This is a genomic window from Candidatus Nitrosocosmicus sp. T (genome assembly GCF_054408485.1).
In genome coordinates this window covers 592,255-610,787 of the sequence record NZ_CP166992.1, presented here as the reverse complement: position 1 = coordinate 610,787, position 18,533 = coordinate 592,255, and the positions used below count along the sequence as shown (strand labels likewise).

Sequence of the window (18,533 nt, the reverse complement as noted above, 5' to 3'; positions counted from 1 at the left end):
GATATGATATCTTCTAGTAATATTATTATACTCATATTAACATACAAACACATTGAATCAAATTATTGATAAAATCAATAATAATGGATCATTTTTCGTAGAATATATTCAGTGTTTTAAAATTAACAAGGACTTTTTGACATTTCATTCAATTTTTAGAGGTGTTATTTGTGTCTAAAGATACAGAGGCAAGAGAAGCTATTGAAAGGTCTCCAATACAAAATGCCACTGTAGGAGATATAGAAGTAGAATACAAAGTTTTTGAAAATAATAGTACTAGCGATAAGGATAAGATTCCAATCCTTTTTGTTCCTGGATTGCGAGTGACTATGGATATGTGGCCTCCAACTATACTTAATGAGATCGCTCAATCTAACTACAAAGTCATAGTCTATAATAATAGGGGCACTGGAAATTCATCTGATGGAACTAGAGAATATACAATCAGCCAGCTTGCAAATGATGCTGCGGGTTTGTTAGATATACCTGGTATAGATAAAGCCCATATTTTTGGATGGTCTATGGGTTCATATATTGCAGAGGAATTAGCACTTTTACATCCAGATAAAGTTAGTAGTTTAATTTTATATGGTGCAGGTCCTGGCGGTGATAAAGCTATTCCTCCGAGTGCAGAGCTAATACAAACACTAGGTGGAGTTTCGGGTACTCCTGAAGAACAAGCTAGACAAATTCTTTCTTTCTTTTTCCCTCAGTCTTGGCTTACAAATAATCCAGAGTACATAAATCAATTTCCGCTGCTCAAAAGCACAGTATCTTTGGAAACCACACAAAAACAAGCACAAGCTATAGTGGGTTGGAACGGAATGTACAATTCTCCGTCGGTGATAACTCAACCAACATTGGTATTGATGGGAACAGACGATATAATTACTACACCTAAAGCTGCATTGTCACTTATTGAAAAGATTCCTTTGGTATCACTTGTGCAAGTAAAAGATGCAGGACATGGATGGATGTATCAGTATCCTGAAAAGTTTACCAAAGTGGTAAAAACATTTCTAGAAATCATTTAGATGGTACATACGATAAAACATCTTATTATTTTAGTATGTTTGTAATAGTTACTAGTAACAGTTCTCATCCTTGGGATTAAGTTCCGTATGGTATGCGGGTTCGGTGATATGTGAAACAAATTTGACCCGATTTCCTTTTGAAAAACAATTTCTCATTAGGAATTTTTCTTAGAACATATTAGATAAAGTGTAACTGGATCTTCAGATTCCTCCTTTATCCAAAATAATTGGAAATGGCCTCTGAGTAAATCCTGAATATCCTTTTCGGTAAAGAAACGTATTTCAAAACCGTTTATATCATAAATACCTTTTTCAATTTCCATCCCCTTCCTGTAAAAATTGTCATGGTTATTTCTGACTGAAAAAAAGTTAAACCCCCCATCTTTTAATACTCTTTTTATTTACGAAATAATAAAACTGAGTTCATCCTGTGAGAACTTCATATTAAGGAACATGTGTGAGTATACTGCATCAAAATAATTATTTGGAAATGGGAGTGTATTCCTTATATCAAACGTTTTTGAATTAACTTGTAATTCTTTTTTTTCTTTCTTTGCCTTACGAAGTATTATTTCAATTCCAGCGTTTGAATAATCTAATGCAGCGACCTGAATACCATTTGAGGCGAAAAATATTGAATCTCTACCATGACCTGCACCTAATTCTAATAAATTTTTCACATTATTTGTTTTCATTTCTCTTAAACAAAGGGTTGCAAAATGGCTAGGTTCATCACCAAAAAATGTGCTATCGGATTCGTATATTTTATCCCATACTTTACTCATTCTTTGTCTTAATTCAATATTTAAGACATCTACTCTATGATTCTTTTGTCTCTATTCACTATCTTATGTTTTAGAAATACTGGCAGTATTAACAAATCTAATAATGAATCTGGAAAGGAAATCGGGTTTATGTTGATGCACAGATTTTGTATTTAATTCAATTGTTAAAGTAAACCAAAAGTTTCTGAATTACAGTGTAAGACGACAAAAACCAATTAGACAACTTGCACTCTATGAATAGTAATAAAGCCGTTATCGCCTATCATTTGTTTTAATGGTAATAACAATGGTTGTATCTTTTCTTCCTCATCTATTGTTTCTATCATCATAGGTTGATTTATCATTAAACCCTCCAAATGAACCGTTGACTTGCCTCTTCTTCCAAATCCGTCAACACCTAGCCAAACTATAGCTCCTAAAACGTTTGCCTTCATCAAAAATTCAATAATAGTTTTTTCTAATCTTTTTCCATTTACATTGTCATTTTTCTTTACGGATGTTTAAACAAATCATTTGTTTTAGGGTCATTATTCTAAAATTATTATTGTAATAATTGAATTATTAAGATTCTTCCTCCATATAGAGCTAAAAAGGATAAGCCCACATTGGCTATTGTATTAATCATCATACTTAGAATTTGTTTATTTTCTATCATTACTATATTTTCTAGAGCAAATGAAGACATTGTGGTTAAGGAACCGCAGAATCCAATAGCAATTAGAAAAGAATATCTTTGATTGAGGTTCCAGTTAACCAATAAAACAGAGAAAATACCCAGGATAAGATTACCTACGATATTTACAATCAATACGTTTGAACCAATTATACCTAATATCAAAGGAAAGGAAGTAATTTTGTATCTTATATAAGCGCCTAAAATTGCCCCGACTGCCAATAAAATAAACTCTATTCCCTTCACGACTGATAATGAATTTCATATTATACTTTATGTTTTCTTACATCTGGATTTCAAAAATTTAACAATGATTCTGAGAAATAAAAGTCATTATCAACCAGTCTTCTTAAAAAAATAGACAAATTCTCAAACTTTATAGAATAGGTGCAATCCAAAGTAGGGTTGAGTCTATTATCTGAATTTACTCCAATTGAAATATCAGCCTTTCTGAAAGCAGGGTTATCATTTTCTGAATCACCCAAGTATATTATTTTGCCTTTGATATCCATTATTTCATAGATCTTGGAAACAACAGAATCAAATGCACCGCCCTTAGTTAATTTGGTAACATAAATATCAATGAAAGGATGAGTAGAATATTCTTGGATAAAAAGATGTGGAGTATAAAAACTTGATTTTTCTTTGGATATCCTGCCTTCTTTTTGATGTGGTCTATCTAATATATTATATACGGATTCTTTGACAATCTCTTTATATTTCTCTTTATTGACCATCCAATTAGAATTATGTCTCCAATCCAATGTAATTCCGCCTAGGATATTTTCTTCACTCTTTAGAAACTTTTTTTCAACATTCATTATGTGATAGTTTTTTTCAAGATTGGCTGCAATTTCATTTAGCATATGAGAGTTAATTGATAGCATTTCAGGGTCAAAAAGTGAAATCCTATCTTTAATAGCGATATCCTCGGTAGATACTTTTCTATTTTCATTTAGAATATTTTTATTAAGATTAATTTGTTGTCTATCATCTAAAAGAAACATTTCTAAACCTAAAATACAAGACAATATTTTTGCAAATTTTCTAGTTTTTGGATAAATGAAATCAAAGTCTTTACTGGTTATAATTCCTATTGGGACAGTTAAAGAAATCTCACAGAGTGTGTCTTCAATTGCGCGTGGAATATAATCGGAACTATTGTAATTATATTTTATACCAGATGTTGGATATAGAGTTCCATCAAAATCCGATAGTATAGCAGCCACTCTTTCCAATCTTATTTCTATGGATTACTATCTACTGAAATCTTAAAAAGCCTTGTAATAGTCTAATATAGATCTAAATCATACTTTTAGGGGTCAGTTATTGAGTAAGGTCACTGCTATACATAGGTAGATGATTCGGTGGGATGAGTAAGAAAATTCATACTAGTTGACGATGATTTTTGAATATGATACAAACTTAACATATGATACAAAAGGGTAGTAAGAGTGAATCACTATAGTAAACCTATGAACGGACATTTTAATTAATCAAAGTTACAATCCTTTGATGGGATAATTCTTAGTATTATTCTTGATATGTTAGAAGATAGTATTCATAGATCAATTTATTAGCCAAACAGGCTCTCTCCTTGTAGGTAAATTTTTCAGACATCCAATACTAGTAAGGTCTTACACAGGAAGAGAATGTATAAGACCTTATTGTATGACGGTTTTTGACTACGGTAATCTGATAATCATTGAACATATTAAAAAGCATTTTGATATTCTATTTTTTGTTAAACTGACGATATTAGAATCCGGCATAAAATGACGAATAGGATAAATTTCACTTTAACATTCTCGTAATTTAAAGTATAGAATGTTTGGGCGATACCAAACTGGTATGTTTAGGTTCTGACTGTAAATATCATATAGTTAACACGCTCCATTTACGTAATTGGGTAACGATTAATCATTATTATAATAATATCAAAGTGGATCTGGTTACTTTTCATAGTTAATGTTCGTATTCCTAATTCTCCTAATACTATCAACTATTTTGATTCTTTGAGTATGTTTACATCCTTTTGAGTCTCTTTCTTCATTAAACAGAAATGATTTGCAATTGCAAACCCATATCATATTTAATCTAAAAACCTCATACTTTCGTCCAGTTTTAAAAGACGTAACAAGATACTCATCTTCTTCTATATTATATTCTATGGATTTAGTAATTCAGTAAATTAATCAACATTTGAAAAAAAGAGCCTTTGAAGTCAATTCTGCCAATTTTATTTATCCTAAAAAGAGAAAATAGTGCAAGATCATTTTTTTCAGATTATTTTTTTTGGATAAGACTCAGGGAATTTGTAGCAATCATAGATCTGCTATTGTGAATAAATAACAATGAATAACAATAAATAGCAGTGCCGTGTAATACCTAGCAGGAAATGTAGATAATTGGAAATCTTAAGTTCTAATCGTATGGATTATGATAGAGGAGCCCATAATTATATTAAACCGAGACCTTACAATCTTACAAATGATGATAAACAAATAAAATTCATTAACTACACACAGCAATATTGCATAGGTATTATTGATATTGTTAATTCAACCCGCGAAACCTCGACAATAGCTAATCCATACAAATTGAGAAAATATTATTCACTGTTTCTTAATACAATGTCTTCTGTAATCAATAATTGTAATGGAAAGGTTGTTAAAACTATTGGGGATAGCCTGTTTTTCTATTTTCCAGACACTTGCATTGAAACCAATGAGCTGGCTTTTCATGATGTATTTGAATGTGGAATGAGAATGCTTTCATCCAGTAGTGTGATTGACAGCCAATTATACGAGAATGATTTACATTCTATTAATTACAGAATCTGTATGAATTACGGAGAGGTGGAAGTGGCAATGTCTGATAATTCTAATGAAGTGGACTTGTTTGGATCAATAGTTAATGAATGTGCAAAAATGAATAATGTCGTAACTTCAAAGGAATTGTGGATTGGAGAAAAACTTTATGATAAAGCTAGGAAATCCAGATTCATCAATAATTACGCCATAAATAAAGTAAATCTCCAAAATAATGGCCTTAATACCGTCAAGGCCGGTAAAAATTCTGATTATTTGTATTCTGTAAGCATACTTGATGAAATTCAAAGAGAGAAGTCCATGAATGACTACCGAGAAGCCCAAAATACTGCAAATAAAAACAAATTGGCAAAATCTGAAGATAATTCCTCTATCAATATCTTACTAATAGACGATGAGGAGGATATTCTTTACACCTTTCAGAACCTTTTGAATAGGCAGTGTTATAAAGTCAAGGCTTTTTCAGATTCAATTGAGGCTTTTCAACATTTTACAGAAAGAAATCCCTACTGCTATGACTTGATCTTAATGGATATCCGTATGCCTGGAATAAATGGTATACAGCTTTATCATAAATTTAGAGCAATTAATCCTCATGTCAAAATTCTATTCATATCCGCATTGGATGTCGTAGCTGAACTAGTAGGGTCAATTCCTGGAATAAGTATACAACAGATTGTAAGAAAACCCATAGAGCCGGAAGATTTCATATTAAAAATAAAATCGACAATTCGTGATGGATTAATATAATGAAGTTCTGTTTATAACGAGTAATAAAAATTTATTCAACAATAATAACTCTGTATTCTTTAGCGTCTTAGTCAAATTTACGCTTTTGCCCATATTCCCTCTGATGATATTAACTATCATTTCTTTTGATCCTTCTCTGTGGGTGGCATCAGAAATCCATCATTTTTATATTGAATTATTTGCAGTTATTTTAGTTTCAGCATTAGCGTTCTATTATGTCCTTCGTGCCAGAGTTTTAAAGGACAGCTTTAGCCTATTTGTTGGTATCGGATTTCTAATAAGTGGATTAATTGATATGTTACACGTAATAGTATCATTAACATTAATAGAAAATATGGATTTCTTAAAGTATTTTATTCCTCAGACTTGGTTTGCAGGAAGGTTTTTCCTCAGTGCTATGCTTTTGATTGCAGTAGTAAAATATTCCTCCATATCTAAAGATCAAATGGAAGAGATGGATCTTGTCTATCTTGAAAGACTCTATAATATTGATCGAAACAATCGCTCACTTGAAACCCCTAAAAAAATCAACAATAAAATAAAAGATAATTCCCTTATCTCTATAGTAGTTTTAGGTGTGTTGGCATCTAGTATTGCTTTGAGCTCGTTATTTTTGGTCTTTCCTGCTTCTGTTTTAGATGATTATTCTGTTCATAGGCCATATGAAATTCCGCCTCTAATTTTATTTGTTCTGACTTTGTTCCTTTTCTATAAGAAACGACTTTACTTAAGAAATGATGTTCTCTATAAAGGGATCATTACTTATCTCGTAATTGACATTTTTGCTCAGATCATAATGTCGTTTTCCGCTGCTTCATTTGATACATCGCATAACCTAGCTCATGTAATTAAAGATGCAGGATATTTTGTGAACATTATTGCACTTGTTTTATCGAGCATACAATATACCAAGAATTTAAAAAAAAGCAGCGTACTTATCCGGGATCAATATCTAAAAGTCAAAGAAGCAGAAAAGATGAAAGATGAATTCATAAACGTTTCTGCTCATGAATTAAGAACGCCGATTCAACCAATTATAGGACTTTCGGGAATGCTTATAGAAGATTTTCAAAATAAAAAACAGGTCGATATGAAAGAAATAGAAACCGATGTGTCGATCATATATAGAAATGCAAAAAGATTACAAAAACTGACCAACGATATTTTAGATGTAACTAGAATTGAAAGTAATGAATTAAAACTTGACATAGGAGAATTTGATCTTCTTGAAGTCATCTCAAATACGATAAATGATTGTGTGATGGAGATAGAAAAAAAGCAAGAAAATATAGCATATGTATGTAAATATGACTTTAATAACGAAATAAATAATCGTAATAAATTAAATATTCGACCCCCCGCACAACTGATTGTAAAAGGTGACAAAAATAGGATAACTCAAGTGTTATCCAACCTTATACGTAATTCAATAAAGTTTACAACAAAAGGATCGATATGTGTGGAAATAGGAAGACAAAACACTGAAAAAGTCTTTGTTACTGTTATAGATACAGGAATAGGAATTGATCTAGAGATAATGCCTCATCTATTTAAAAAATTTGTTTCAAACTCATTTAGTGGAACTGGTTTGGGGCTTTATATATCAAAAAGTATAGTAGAAGCTCATGGAGGAAAGATATGGGCAGAAAACAACAAGAATGGCATTGGTGCTACATTTAGTTTTAGCCTGCCACTGGTAAATTAAAATGTATTACAAACAACGCTTTTATTCTCCCTCTTTTTTAACTATTTAAAAGCTTCAGCCAGATCATGGCATGAATGGAGGGATATATCTTTTTACCATTCATAGGGTTGTCGATTTCAAATACCTATGTTGACTAAATCAGACCAGATCTAGGCTTCTAATTCAGTAGAATACCTTTGGGATTGTAATTCTTAAATACTGAAGTTCATCTTTACGGAAACAGTATTCTTTAAACGATTTCATACATATAAAATTATAGCATCCTCACATTATATGGTAAAAGTCACTAACTTATGGTCAATCAAAGCAATTCGTTATTCGCTCCACTGTGTTTTTAGTAGTTTTGGTCTTTTCTTTTTATTCTAACGGACAGAGTGGGATTAATATTGATATCGGTATGATATTCAGATTCAAAAGTCGGTCAGAATATCAATAATTTGTCTTATTTAGGTATTAAGAAGAACTGAATGAGGTGAAGAAGTAGGTTGGGTCAAAAGACTCACAGATCTGTGAGGAATTCGATCTTGAATCTTTAAACCAATATATGATAATTAATGACAAAATGCCTTTATTGAATAAGACTATATTTTCTTGCGAAATTATAGTTCTATCCGATAAAAGCAATGATGTTACTATAACATATTATTTAATCTATGATCATTTTAGATCTTAGATCAATAACAAGATAGCGGGCTCGGTGAGATTAAGTTCCGTATGGTATAAGGGTTCGGCGGAATAAAGTAATGTGGATTTAGTTAAGTGAAGTAAATTATAGAAATCGAATACTAAATTAATTTATTTTTTTCAATGCTTCAAATTCAGACTTATTCCAAAGGTTCTCAAATATTATCTCTTAAGTATTAACAGTAGATTGGCTATTAGAATAAGCTGCAATTCCGAACGAATCGTCTAAATCTTTAGGTTGATTAGAGTCATTCATTTCTATTGCTAAGGAGAATGCTGAATCAGCCACAAACGTTGTGATATTTGATCCAAACAATTCTTTTGATAAATATCGCAGATTGACTGGATACTCCTTTGATAGTTTTTTGAATTTGGTTTCAAATGACAAATCTCTTGATTTTTTTATTTCGTTCTTATTTTTAACACTAAGTAAGGCTCTTACTTCTATATTTCGTTCAGATTTCATTTTTATTAAATGGTCTAAGATGCCTGCACTTGATAATCCGTGGAAAGTAGCGTAACTAGAAAATAATACCTCTATATTGTAAGTTGCAGAATTAAGAATGTTAAATATGACTTGATAATATCGTCGGGGTCTCGTATTGTATCTATAAACTCGCGCTTAGTGCCCAATTCAATTTCCTTTATTCTCTGTTTACCAGGTATAGCTTTATCCCATAATAAATTGAATATTTGCTGCTGTTGTTGAACTATTACCTTAACATTACTTACTATCAATTCGCTGGGAAATATTCTACCTTGTCTTAAAACATTGGCAGATGCAATATAATACATATTATCGAGGATTCCAAATGCTCCTTTTATTCCGTCTATATGACGAACCTCAACCAATTTCATGAATTCTTTACACCATTTCAGATTGTCTGGAGTAATGTTTGTTATCCATCTTAGACGGACTCCTTTGTTTTTCAAGTCATTCATTCCATTCCAGATGGGTGTCGCTTTTATGGTTACTTCTACACCTCTATCATCGCAAATGGTATCCATATATTCTGTTATTCGTGAATAAATTTGTAGAGATACATCAATCATTTTTGCAGGATTATGCAGTACTCTTGTCTTTTCAGCCGCTTTCTCCAACGAAAACATTGACAATAATTGAACCTGTTGACCAATTATAAGAATATCTAAATCCTTAAATGCAGATTTTGTATCTAATACCCATTTCATGACTCAGATAATCTTCCTGAAGAAAAGACCGAGGTTATCTACGGTGCAGAAAACATTATAAAAATAAATAATGAACTATGGTCAGAATTAAAAGAATATGCAGATATTTGCGCCGACAAGAATGTTCCTTATTCATATACTGCAATTCCTCCAGTCGCTATTGCATTTCGACAACTTCAATCCAGAGGTATCAAGGTCAGAATAATTACTGAAATCACTCTTGAAAACACACGATATTGTAAAGAATTGATTAAATTATGTGAACTACGTCATCTAGATGAAATCAAGGGGAATTTTGGAATAGGAGACGGAATATACTATAGAGCAAGCGCAAAATCTACTGAATCCGCACCACCTCCTCTTTTAATTTGTAGCACTCTAAGAGCCCTGGCAGAACAACAACAATATTTCTTTGACATGTTATGGCACAAGGCAATTCCAGCCAAGAAAAGATTAAAGAAAATCGAAGAAGGATTAAAAAGAGAATTCATAGAAACAATACAAGATCCAATAGAGACTCTAGACCTAATTCCCAAGATAATTTCGTCAGCAGCAGAAGAAATTCTAATGATATTTCAAGACAGAAAAATACTAGAACGATTTGAAAATGAAATTGAACTAACTAAATTACTAGGTGAACAGTTGAACGAACAAATTCGTATACAAATAATTATTCATGGTGATAAGTTAATAGATAGTACCCATTCTATAGAAATTGAAGATACTTTTGATCAATTGGAAAGGAAGTATCCCAAACTTTTCGAAACACAATTTATTACTAGTGATATTTACGATAGACTAAATGTGTTCATAGTAGATAGGGAAACTGCAGTTATCATCAAATCTAACAAGTTTCCTAAAAACAAGACTGAATCTGAAGATGATAACTTTGAGTTCTTTGGTCTTGCCACTTATACAAATAGCGAATCCACAGTATCATCCTATGCAACTATATTTGATAGATTGTGGCTAAGAGCTGAATTTGCAACTTCAAACTAATGTTTCTGCATTTTAACTAATGTCAATTCCATATTTCGTTAAAATAGAATTGTTTATGAATAAATGAGCCTCAAAAAACTTGTGCGGCTAGCCATGCAAAGGGAAACTATATGTCTCGGTCGGCTCCGGTGGAAAGAGTCACTGATCTGTGAGTAATTGTAAATTAAAAATCGTCAGTAAGAAAATGTATTTGGTGGAATGTAGTTTGTTATAGGAGAACCATGGTGATGAATAAGTAACCATTCGCAATTTGGTTCCATTCTTTCAAATGCATTGGTAGCAATCACACCCGTCCTAATCGCTCGACCGCTATATGGATCTTTTGTTTCTATGTTTTCTATACATACAACTACTGCAATTTTATTATCAAAGATCTTAATTTTTGTGTTTGTGATTGTAAACCTTATTGTCTCTGTGTTGCTAAATATTGTTGTCCAGCTTTCCCTTATTGCCAACCAACCGGTAAATAAATCCCACCCTGGATGTATGCAAACAACATTTTCATCATGTTTCCATATCTTGTCCATTGATTCGATAGATAGATTTTCAAAAGCACAGTAAAACCTCAAGTTAGCTTGATTTACATCTTCACTTGCAATTCCATTATCTTTTTGCATTTAACAGATGGTTCTCCTAAAGCATATTATTTACAGGTTGCATAATTGGGTGCGGCCCTGTTAATATAATGTAATTTTTCAAATGCTTCCCAGTATTTCATATCGATTAAGATGAATTACTCAGAACAAAAGGTCATAAGTCGTGTTCAAAATACAGGGAATCTTGTCGATATTGTCCTGTTTAGTCCCTTATGGTATAAGGCTTCGGTTAAATGGCAATTAGACTAATTAGTTGAAATCTCTAATCCTGAAGATATAAGGTCAAAATATTTTACAAGAAGATAATTAAAGTGATCATAAATCGGATTGTAATTTTTTTGTTTATATAAAATAAACTAAACTGCCTCCGATGACTCCGAGCCTCTATAATCGCAAGACCTCCTATTAACGAATCCTCGAATCCTCGGTATTATGAAAGGATAATTATCGACCAATTCATAATTTCTGAAGAGTATGCTAAATCTAATTAAACCAGACTCTCGGAGACTACGAATACAATATGTTTGTTTTATATAAAGATGAAATCATAAATTTTAAGTTAGGCTATATTGTCAAATCCGATCTTAACAATATTTAGTTGTATTCAATGATTTGAGGTTTTGATCTTGGTTTTGTAATATCATTTCCTTTGTAGGTAATCCAAAAAGTCTATCTTTGATTCAAGTCAGTATATGAATAACGATTTTACATTTCCAATATCTCCAAGATTAGACGAATTAAAATTTGATTCCATTAGAATGAATTATACATATGTCGGAATTTTCATTAATCTTATAAATCAAGATTTAGGGTCATAAGTATGACTTCTTTAACTCCTGAAGAACTACTTACCACTACAAGAGCTGTAAGAAAGAGACTTGATCTTGAAAAACCTGTGGAAATTGAATTAATTAAAAAATGCATAGAAATAGCCCAGCAGGCCCCGACGGCCTCTAATAGACAGAATTGGCACTTTTTGATTATTACTGATCAATCCATAAAGAATTCAATATCGGATCTCTTTAGAAAAGGATGGCAATCCTATATAGATTCACCAACTTCTGTCGCCAAGACTATAAGTTCTGATGACCCAAAGAAAAGTGAAACTCAAAGGAAAATATATGAATCTGCCAAATATTTGGTAGACAATTTAAAAACTGTTCCTGTATTTGTTATTCCCTGTATTGAAGGCAGAACCGACGGGTCAAATGTTCCAGTGAGAGTACAAAGTGCTATATGGGGATCCATTGCTCCTGCAGTTTGGAATTTTATGCTTGCGGCCAGGCTATACGGGTTGGGAACAACTTGGACTAGTTTTCACCTTTTGTTTGAAAAAGAAGCCGCAGAATTATTGAATATCCCATATGAAAAAGTTATGCAAGTGGCCTTACTTCCTGTAGCATACTATAAGGGAACCTCTTTTAAACCTGCATCAAGAGATTCGATAGAAAAAATAATACACTTTAACTCATGGTAGGTAGGATTATCATCACCATTTATTAGAACAATACCAAACAGATCATCTTATTTATTACTGTCTAAGATATATAACAAAAACATAGGGATTTGTCTATTTTTTTATAGAAAATGTTCAATTGTCCAAAAATGTCATACTTGATATATAGTTGAAAGTGTTACTGCTATCCCTTTAAGATTCAATAACGTCATTTATCTCTAAATGAAAGACTAGGGGTTTAGAACCATTCTCTTTGTTAGTTCTGCTACTCTCTTTCCTAGCGCCCTTGCTACTTTTCTGTCTGCTTCATCAATCTCTTTGTTTGATAACGGCCCAACAATTCTGCTTGGTCCATATGGACTGCCGCTAAATACTAGTTCAGGAGTGGAATAGGGGACGCCCACAACTATCATACCATGATGGAACATTGGAAACATCATCGATATGGCCGTGGTCTCTTGTCCACCATGGACCGAAGACGCTCCAGTAAATACCGCCCCAACTTTTCCAATTAAAGAACCATTTACCCAGAGGGTGCTTGTCCTGTCCCATAATGCCTTCATTGGTGCGGCCATATTCCCGAATCTTGTTGGCGAACCAAATATTATAGCGTCGTAATTAGGCATTTCTTTTATTATATCTTCTATATTTGAAGACGGATAACGATCATTTAGGTCTTCAACTATTTTTGACCATTCAGGATTTTGAGATATGACTTCCATTGGAACATCGTCTGCTATTCTTCTCATTGTAATGCTTATACCTGAAAGTTCTTTCGCACCATATGCTATTTCTTCAGCCATCTGGGATGTATTTCCATATCTTGAGTAAAACAGAATTAAAATGTGAGGAATTTTGTTAGATGACACATCCTAAATTTGTTCAATGTTCTATAAACATATTACCCTCTTAAAACGACGATGGGTATGGAAAATACGAATCAATATTAATCTACTTCTTAGAGCCTTCGTTTGATAAAACATCATGGTTGTTGATACAACTTCCACCTTTTCTTCCAGAGAAAAAAGGCTTTGGCGATTTCACCAAAAGAGGCGTTTTATGATTCGAAGTTGCATGAGTTTATTTTACCATACGAGGCAGTCCAAAAATCTGACGCACCTGATTCACTATTGATGGATTTTCTTCAAAGCACCTACAAAGCAGCGGCAGTAACTGCAAAATGGGATAGAAGTAAATTGGAGCGTCAGTAATCATTCAAAGTTTTTAGACAACCATTCTTTAGCGTCCAAGATATCCAATTCTGTAAGATTATGACCTGATTGCTGCCATTTCAAAGTCGCATTTGCTCTACTTTTTTCTAGAATATCAAACAGGCTTTGAGTCTGACTTTCTGATACTATAGGATCAAACGTTCCTGCAGATAACAGCACTTTCTTATTTGAAAGATCAGGTAGGTTATTAGGTATAAAAGGGATCATTGCTCTAAACAGAATCGCACCAATTATCGTTTCTGGATATGAAAGCAGAAGGCTTGCTGCTATATTTGCACCGTTAGAAAAACCTACTGCAACTGTTTTATCTAAATCAAATCCATAAACATTAGATGCTCCCTTAACAAAATCAGCCAATTCATTGGTTCTAAACTTCAAGTCCTCTAAATCAAATACCCCTTCAGCCAGTCTTTTAAAAAAACGAGGCATTCCATTTTCCAAAACTTTCCCTCTTGGGCTCAATAAAGAAGCAGACGGTGATATCATTTGACCAACTTGTATCAAATCATCCTCATTTCCACCTGTACCATGAAGCAACAATAAAGTCAAAGAAGAGGGTTTGTCACTATCATCTTTATCATTTTTAATACTTTTAATTCTAGGTGATACTATATAGCGATGTATGAAACCAAGTTGACTCATTTCTTCATCCTTCTTTTAATTTGGTATTTTTAATTTTCTAATTTAGTAGATAGATAATTGTCATTTTTTAGGCAATTGCACTTTAGGTAAGACTTTCTCTAGTTCATTTCGTATAGGTTCAAGCCAAGGTGCAAGCGTAAGATGTGTTCCAAGGCTCTTGGAGTTTTCATCTACTGTAAGACCTGGCGGATTGGTGGCTACTTCAAAGAGTACTCCTCCTGGTTCTCGAAAATATACTGAACGAAAGTAAACTCTATCAATTACAGGAGTGGGATTTAATCCTATTTCTACTATTTTATCTCGTAAAGCAAGTTGTTGTTGATCTGAAGGTGTACGCCAAGCTACATGATGGACTGATCCAATTCCGGTCATAGAACGCTGTGTATAGGGTAAACAAACTATATCGACAATGTTTGCTCCTATCAGACCATCTCCCTTACCATCAATACTATTGCCATTTTTAGAGGGAATTTCAAATCTGTATCTACTACCATCTTGTGAAGTAGGAGTGAATCCCAATTCATTAACCAAAACAGAAGCTGTACGTTCATACCCTTCTTCGGATAGAGTTACAGAATGAAAACCCCGTATGGCTTGTTCAACAGGTACTGGACCTTCCTTCCATTCGTTCATACCTTTATTTATTGCAGATTTATGAGCCACTATCTCTAATTCCAATCCGTCAGGGTCATGAAATGTCAATACTTGTTCATCGTCAAATCGTTTATACGGTCCTTTAAATTCTATCTCTTTATCTTTGAATCTACTTGTCCAATAAACTATAGAATCTTCTGTAATTGAAAAAGATGTGGCAGCAACCTCACTAGTTCCGCGATACCCTTTAGGAATATCTGGCCAATGAAAAAAAGTAAGAAGAGTGCCAGGACGGCCCAATTCATCACCGTAGTATAGATGATAAGATGTTGGATCATCCTGATTTACTGTTAACTTTACTAATCGAAGTCCCAAAATATTTGTATAAAAATCAATATTTTTCTGTACATTACCTGTTACAGCAGTAACATGATGTATTCCAAAGATACCTTGATGGTGACTCTTATCAGTTGTCACGGTAGTATTTTTTTCATGATAGTATAAATATCTCCTAGAATTGTAGTTCAAATAAGATAAAAATTATTTTTAATAAAACTTTTCTCTCTTAATTCTTTAATTACTTTATTAATACTTGGTTTCTTCAATACAAAAAGTATTGTCAATTTTATGAAAATCAGATTTTAAAGTCAAAACTTTATAATCTCTTCTTTCAGGCAGTATTTCAAAAGAAGGTTTGAGTTTTTCAACCAAATCAGATAACAGGTGATTCTCCGGTTGATAAAACTTGTCCATATCCTCTCTACTTTCCCAAAAAGTAAGGACTATAGATTCGGAAGGATCCTCTAAGCTATCCATTACAATAAACCCTTTCATTTTACTCTCTTGTGTTTCGATTCCTTTTAAAAAATCCAAAATTGCCTTGGTACTATCATCTCTTTTCCCCTGCTTAACCATAACTTTATTGTATTTTACATATTGCATTGTCATTTTGTTGTTTAAAGTTCAAAATAACTTTAGCTCATGTTTACTACAGTTATTGTATGTGCCAACTTGACAAATGTTGGTTAGAGACAACACGGTTGTTTATGATTCTTGTATTAATTTTGGTATTGTAATGAATAGTGAATTGATGAAGATGTATTTATCCTTAACATATAAGTTTGTAAAAGAGTCAGTAAGATTTATTCAAAAATACGATGGGTCATGAAACTACTAAATGATTCTTTATATAGTTTGTTACTTAGTAGCTTTTGCATTGATAAACCATAGAAATGCAAAATTTCATTTTAATCGAAATATTAAGACGTTAGCATTGCTTGGACTAATACTTTTATCAGTAGTTCCTGCTATGTTTAACGGCCTCTCTACTACTGCTTCTTCAAATATGAGTATTGTTCAAACAGTAATGGCACAAGGAGAAGATCCGTTTCCCGTATCTGAAAATGAGACCTTAACACCAGCACAACAGCAAGCACGTGAGCAACTATTGAAAGAACAGGGTTTCTCAGTAAATGTACTAGCAAGAAACCTTAGTGCTCCTTTGAACCTTCTTTATGGTCCCGACGACACACTCTGGATCACAGAACGAGTAGGAAAGGATATCGTACGAATAGATCCAAATAATGGTACAAAGCTCAGCAGCATGCCTATCCCTAACGTTAACCAATCCGCAGGTCAGGATGGTGTATTGGGAATGGCATTTGATCCTGACTTCAACAACACACATCACATTTATGTTGCCTATACCTATGAGGAAGACTCTGGTAGCGAGGGAGCTGAAGGAACAGGAGTATCTGAGCTTAACACCAAAATTACTCGATTCACATATGATCCTGTTGCTAACAATATTAGCGAGCCAGTAGATATAATTAGCGGACTTTCAGGAAGCAGTGATCATAACTCTGGACGTATGACTTTTGGTCCTGATGGAATGCTTTATTATACTATAGGAGATCAGGGTAAAAACCAACTGGCTTTAGCATGTTTAAACAACATGGCACAACACCTTCCAACTTCTGAAGAGGTAACAGCCAAGAACTGGAGCACATATGAAGGCAAAGTACTTCGTATGAATCCAGACGGCTCAATCCCTGAAGACAACCCTGTCATAAACGGAGTTCAAAGTCACATCTACACATATGGTCACCGTAATGCACAAGGTATAGCGGTCGGTCCAACAGGCGATATCTACCTTGCAGAGCATGGTGATAATTCCGATGACGAAATTAATCGTCTTGTAGCAGGTGGAAACTATGGCTGGCCCTATGTATCAGGCTTTATCGACGACAAAGCATATCAGTACTATAACTGGTCTGCTGCAGAGAACTGCAATGAGTTGACATTTAATGATGTTGCACCTGCACCTGCTGGTGTGACTGTAAAAAATGAAAGTGAATTCAACTCAACAAATTTTGTACCTCCTATTCAAACTTTCTACACAGTAGATAAAGGTTTTAACTTTACAGAGGCAGCCAAGTCATGTGGAGAGTTGACCTCTACATGCTATCCAACCGTCGCACCGTCAAGCTTGCGTCTTTATACTTCAGATGTTCTTCCAGGATGGGAGAATACTTTACTGATGACAACATTGAAGGCAGGCAAGATCTTTAAAATAGCATTAGACGATAACGGTACATCAGTCTCAGGTGAACCAGAAGAACTTTTCCGCTCAGAGAATCGCTATCGAGACATTGCCTTTAGTCCGGATGGAAGCACCATTTATGTAATTACTGATCCTAGAGGTCCGGTACAAGCAATGAAAGAAGGTCCAATTACTCCAACCCTGACTCTATGGAGTCCAGGCGCACTTATAGCGTTCGAGTATGTGGGAACAGGTGAAGAAATCGGAGTAGGCAGTAGCGGAGGCAACAATTCGACTTCACAGTAGACATATCCTAATCCCCTCATTAATCTAATTTTTTTTCTTTTGACTTTTTTTCTAATATAAAGATACCATTTAATGTTATCATAGCCCTGTTATCATTATCTTAAATGGAAACAGGTGTGACAATTAGTTTTGACAATAAGGCTTACTAACGGCATTTTTTTCTAATTTTTATATTTACATCATTTTTTAAAATCAATTATCAGTTGATCTGAATTTTTACATTAAGCAATCAAGGATAATATCCTATTACACCATAATAGATTAATGTAAAAAATTTCAGTATTCTACTTTTGATGTATAGAAGTTAATGATTTGTTTTTTGAAAAATAGGATAGTTTAAAAATTTCTTACTTTGTCTAATTTTTTTGGCTCTGTCATTTGTATCTTAAGTTTGATAGGATAATGGGTTTCCCGACTCGCTAAAATACAAATCCCAGCATTATTTTTCTTATCGGGCTACATAGATAAGGATATGTACTGTTATTATTAAATACCATTCACGTAAGTACAAGT

At 33.3% G+C, this 18,533-nt stretch carries 18 protein-coding genes and 1 pseudogene; 7 read left to right on the top strand and 12 right to left on the bottom strand.

Annotated elements, in window-relative coordinates; genetic code table 11:
* The first annotated feature begins 170 nt into the window (after nucleotides 1-170).
* The gene (locus AB0A59_RS03185; protein WP_458746413.1) at nucleotides 171-1,034 is read left to right on the top strand and encodes an alpha/beta fold hydrolase; all 864 of its coding nucleotides are present in this window, start codon (nucleotides 171-173) and stop codon (nucleotides 1,032-1,034) included.
* A gap of 155 nt (nucleotides 1,035-1,189) precedes the next feature.
* Here AB0A59_RS03185 and AB0A59_RS03180 read toward each other — a convergent pair whose 3' ends face one another.
* The 5 genes and pseudogenes from AB0A59_RS03180 to AB0A59_RS03160 form a co-directional block, all read right to left on the bottom strand.
* On the bottom strand, nucleotides 1,190-1,357 hold the full coding sequence (locus AB0A59_RS03180; RefSeq protein ID WP_458746411.1) for a hypothetical protein: 168 nt from the start codon (nucleotides 1,355-1,357) through the stop codon (nucleotides 1,190-1,192).
* 78 nt (nucleotides 1,358-1,435) lie between these two features.
* Nucleotides 1,436-1,819 (bottom strand): class I SAM-dependent methyltransferase, encoded by a 384-nt coding sequence (locus tag AB0A59_RS03175; RefSeq protein ID WP_458746409.1) that lies wholly within the window; start codon nucleotides 1,817-1,819, stop codon nucleotides 1,436-1,438.
* Between the two features lie 215 nt (nucleotides 1,820-2,034).
* A pseudogene (locus tag AB0A59_RS03170) lies at nucleotides 2,035-2,301 on the bottom strand (DUF190 domain-containing protein); the annotation flags it as partial.
* 59 nt (nucleotides 2,302-2,360) lie between these two features.
* Complete coding sequence (locus AB0A59_RS03165) at nucleotides 2,361-2,714, bottom strand: fluoride efflux transporter FluC (protein ID WP_458746407.1); 354 nt, start codon at nucleotides 2,712-2,714, stop codon at nucleotides 2,361-2,363.
* Between the two features lie 74 nt (nucleotides 2,715-2,788).
* Nucleotides 2,789-3,721, bottom strand: coding sequence for a hypothetical protein (locus AB0A59_RS03160; protein ID WP_458746406.1), 933 nt, complete (start codon nucleotides 3,719-3,721; stop codon nucleotides 2,789-2,791).
* 1,179 nt (nucleotides 3,722-4,900) lie between these two features.
* Between AB0A59_RS03160 and AB0A59_RS03155 the strand changes: the two genes are divergently transcribed.
* The gene (locus AB0A59_RS03155) at nucleotides 4,901-6,073 is read left to right on the top strand and encodes a response regulator (protein WP_458746404.1); all 1,173 of its coding nucleotides are present in this window, start codon (nucleotides 4,901-4,903) and stop codon (nucleotides 6,071-6,073) included.
* A 103-nt stretch (nucleotides 6,074-6,176) separates the two neighbouring features.
* Nucleotides 6,177-7,778, top strand: coding sequence for a sensor histidine kinase (locus AB0A59_RS03150; RefSeq protein WP_458746402.1), 1,602 nt, complete (start codon nucleotides 6,177-6,179; stop codon nucleotides 7,776-7,778).
* A gap of 853 nt (nucleotides 7,779-8,631) precedes the next feature.
* Here the strand turns inward: AB0A59_RS03150 and AB0A59_RS03145 are convergent.
* Both AB0A59_RS03145 and AB0A59_RS03140 read right to left on the bottom strand, forming a co-directional pair.
* Nucleotides 8,632-8,928: a hypothetical protein gene (locus AB0A59_RS03145; RefSeq protein WP_458746400.1), complete on the bottom strand. Its 297-nt coding sequence runs from the start codon at nucleotides 8,926-8,928 to the stop codon at nucleotides 8,632-8,634.
* A 71-nt stretch (nucleotides 8,929-8,999) separates the two neighbouring features.
* Nucleotides 9,000-9,653 (bottom strand): hypothetical protein, encoded by a 654-nt coding sequence (locus AB0A59_RS03140; protein WP_458746398.1) that lies wholly within the window; start codon nucleotides 9,651-9,653, stop codon nucleotides 9,000-9,002.
* A 246-nt stretch (nucleotides 9,654-9,899) separates the two neighbouring features.
* Between AB0A59_RS03140 and AB0A59_RS03135 the strand changes: the two genes are divergently transcribed.
* Nucleotides 9,900-10,652 carry a hypothetical protein gene (locus AB0A59_RS03135; protein ID WP_458746396.1) on the top strand — a complete coding sequence of 251 codons (753 nt, stop codon included), beginning with the start codon at nucleotides 9,900-9,902 and terminating at the stop codon, nucleotides 10,650-10,652.
* Between the two features lie 173 nt (nucleotides 10,653-10,825).
* Here the strand turns inward: AB0A59_RS03135 and AB0A59_RS03130 are convergent, their stop codons facing one another.
* Nucleotides 10,826-11,269, bottom strand: coding sequence for a nuclear transport factor 2 family protein (locus tag AB0A59_RS03130; RefSeq protein WP_458746394.1), 444 nt, complete (start codon nucleotides 11,267-11,269; stop codon nucleotides 10,826-10,828).
* Between the two features lie 799 nt (nucleotides 11,270-12,068).
* On the opposite strand from AB0A59_RS03130, the gene AB0A59_RS03125 reads away from it, so the two are divergent.
* Nucleotides 12,069-12,725 carry a nitroreductase family protein gene (locus tag AB0A59_RS03125; RefSeq protein ID WP_458746392.1) on the top strand — a complete coding sequence of 219 codons (657 nt, stop codon included), beginning with the start codon at nucleotides 12,069-12,071 and terminating at the stop codon, nucleotides 12,723-12,725.
* A gap of 209 nt (nucleotides 12,726-12,934) precedes the next feature.
* On the opposite strand, the gene wrbA is transcribed toward AB0A59_RS03125, so the two are convergent.
* Nucleotides 12,935-13,573, bottom strand: coding sequence for an NAD(P)H:quinone oxidoreductase (gene wrbA, locus AB0A59_RS03120; protein ID WP_458746390.1), 639 nt, complete (start codon nucleotides 13,571-13,573; stop codon nucleotides 12,935-12,937).
* A 162-nt stretch (nucleotides 13,574-13,735) separates the two neighbouring features.
* Between wrbA and AB0A59_RS03115 the strand changes: the two genes are divergently transcribed.
* Nucleotides 13,736-13,915 carry a DUF5996 family protein gene (locus AB0A59_RS03115; protein WP_458746388.1) on the top strand — a complete coding sequence of 60 codons (180 nt, stop codon included), beginning with the start codon at nucleotides 13,736-13,738 and terminating at the stop codon, nucleotides 13,913-13,915.
* Here AB0A59_RS03115 and AB0A59_RS03110 read toward each other — a convergent pair whose 3' ends face one another.
* The 3 genes from AB0A59_RS03110 to AB0A59_RS03100 form a co-directional block, all read right to left on the bottom strand.
* On the bottom strand, nucleotides 13,916-14,578 hold the full coding sequence (locus tag AB0A59_RS03110) for an alpha/beta hydrolase (protein WP_458746386.1): 663 nt from the start codon (nucleotides 14,576-14,578) through the stop codon (nucleotides 13,916-13,918).
* 60 nt (nucleotides 14,579-14,638) lie between these two features.
* Nucleotides 14,639-15,649: a ring-cleaving dioxygenase gene (locus AB0A59_RS03105; RefSeq protein WP_458746384.1), complete on the bottom strand. Its 1,011-nt coding sequence runs from the start codon at nucleotides 15,647-15,649 to the stop codon at nucleotides 14,639-14,641.
* Between the two features lie 108 nt (nucleotides 15,650-15,757).
* Nucleotides 15,758-16,114 carry an antibiotic biosynthesis monooxygenase family protein gene (locus AB0A59_RS03100; RefSeq protein ID WP_458746382.1) on the bottom strand — a complete coding sequence of 119 codons (357 nt, stop codon included), beginning with the start codon at nucleotides 16,112-16,114 and terminating at the stop codon, nucleotides 15,758-15,760.
* Between the two features lie 274 nt (nucleotides 16,115-16,388).
* Here AB0A59_RS03100 and AB0A59_RS03095 point away from each other — a divergent pair, with 274 nt between their 5' ends.
* A complete protein-coding gene (locus tag AB0A59_RS03095) occupies nucleotides 16,389-18,020 on the top strand; it encodes a glucose/sorbosone family PQQ-dependent dehydrogenase (RefSeq protein WP_458746380.1) in 1,632 nt (543 codons plus the stop codon).
* Nucleotides 18,021-18,533: the final 513 nt, after the last annotated feature.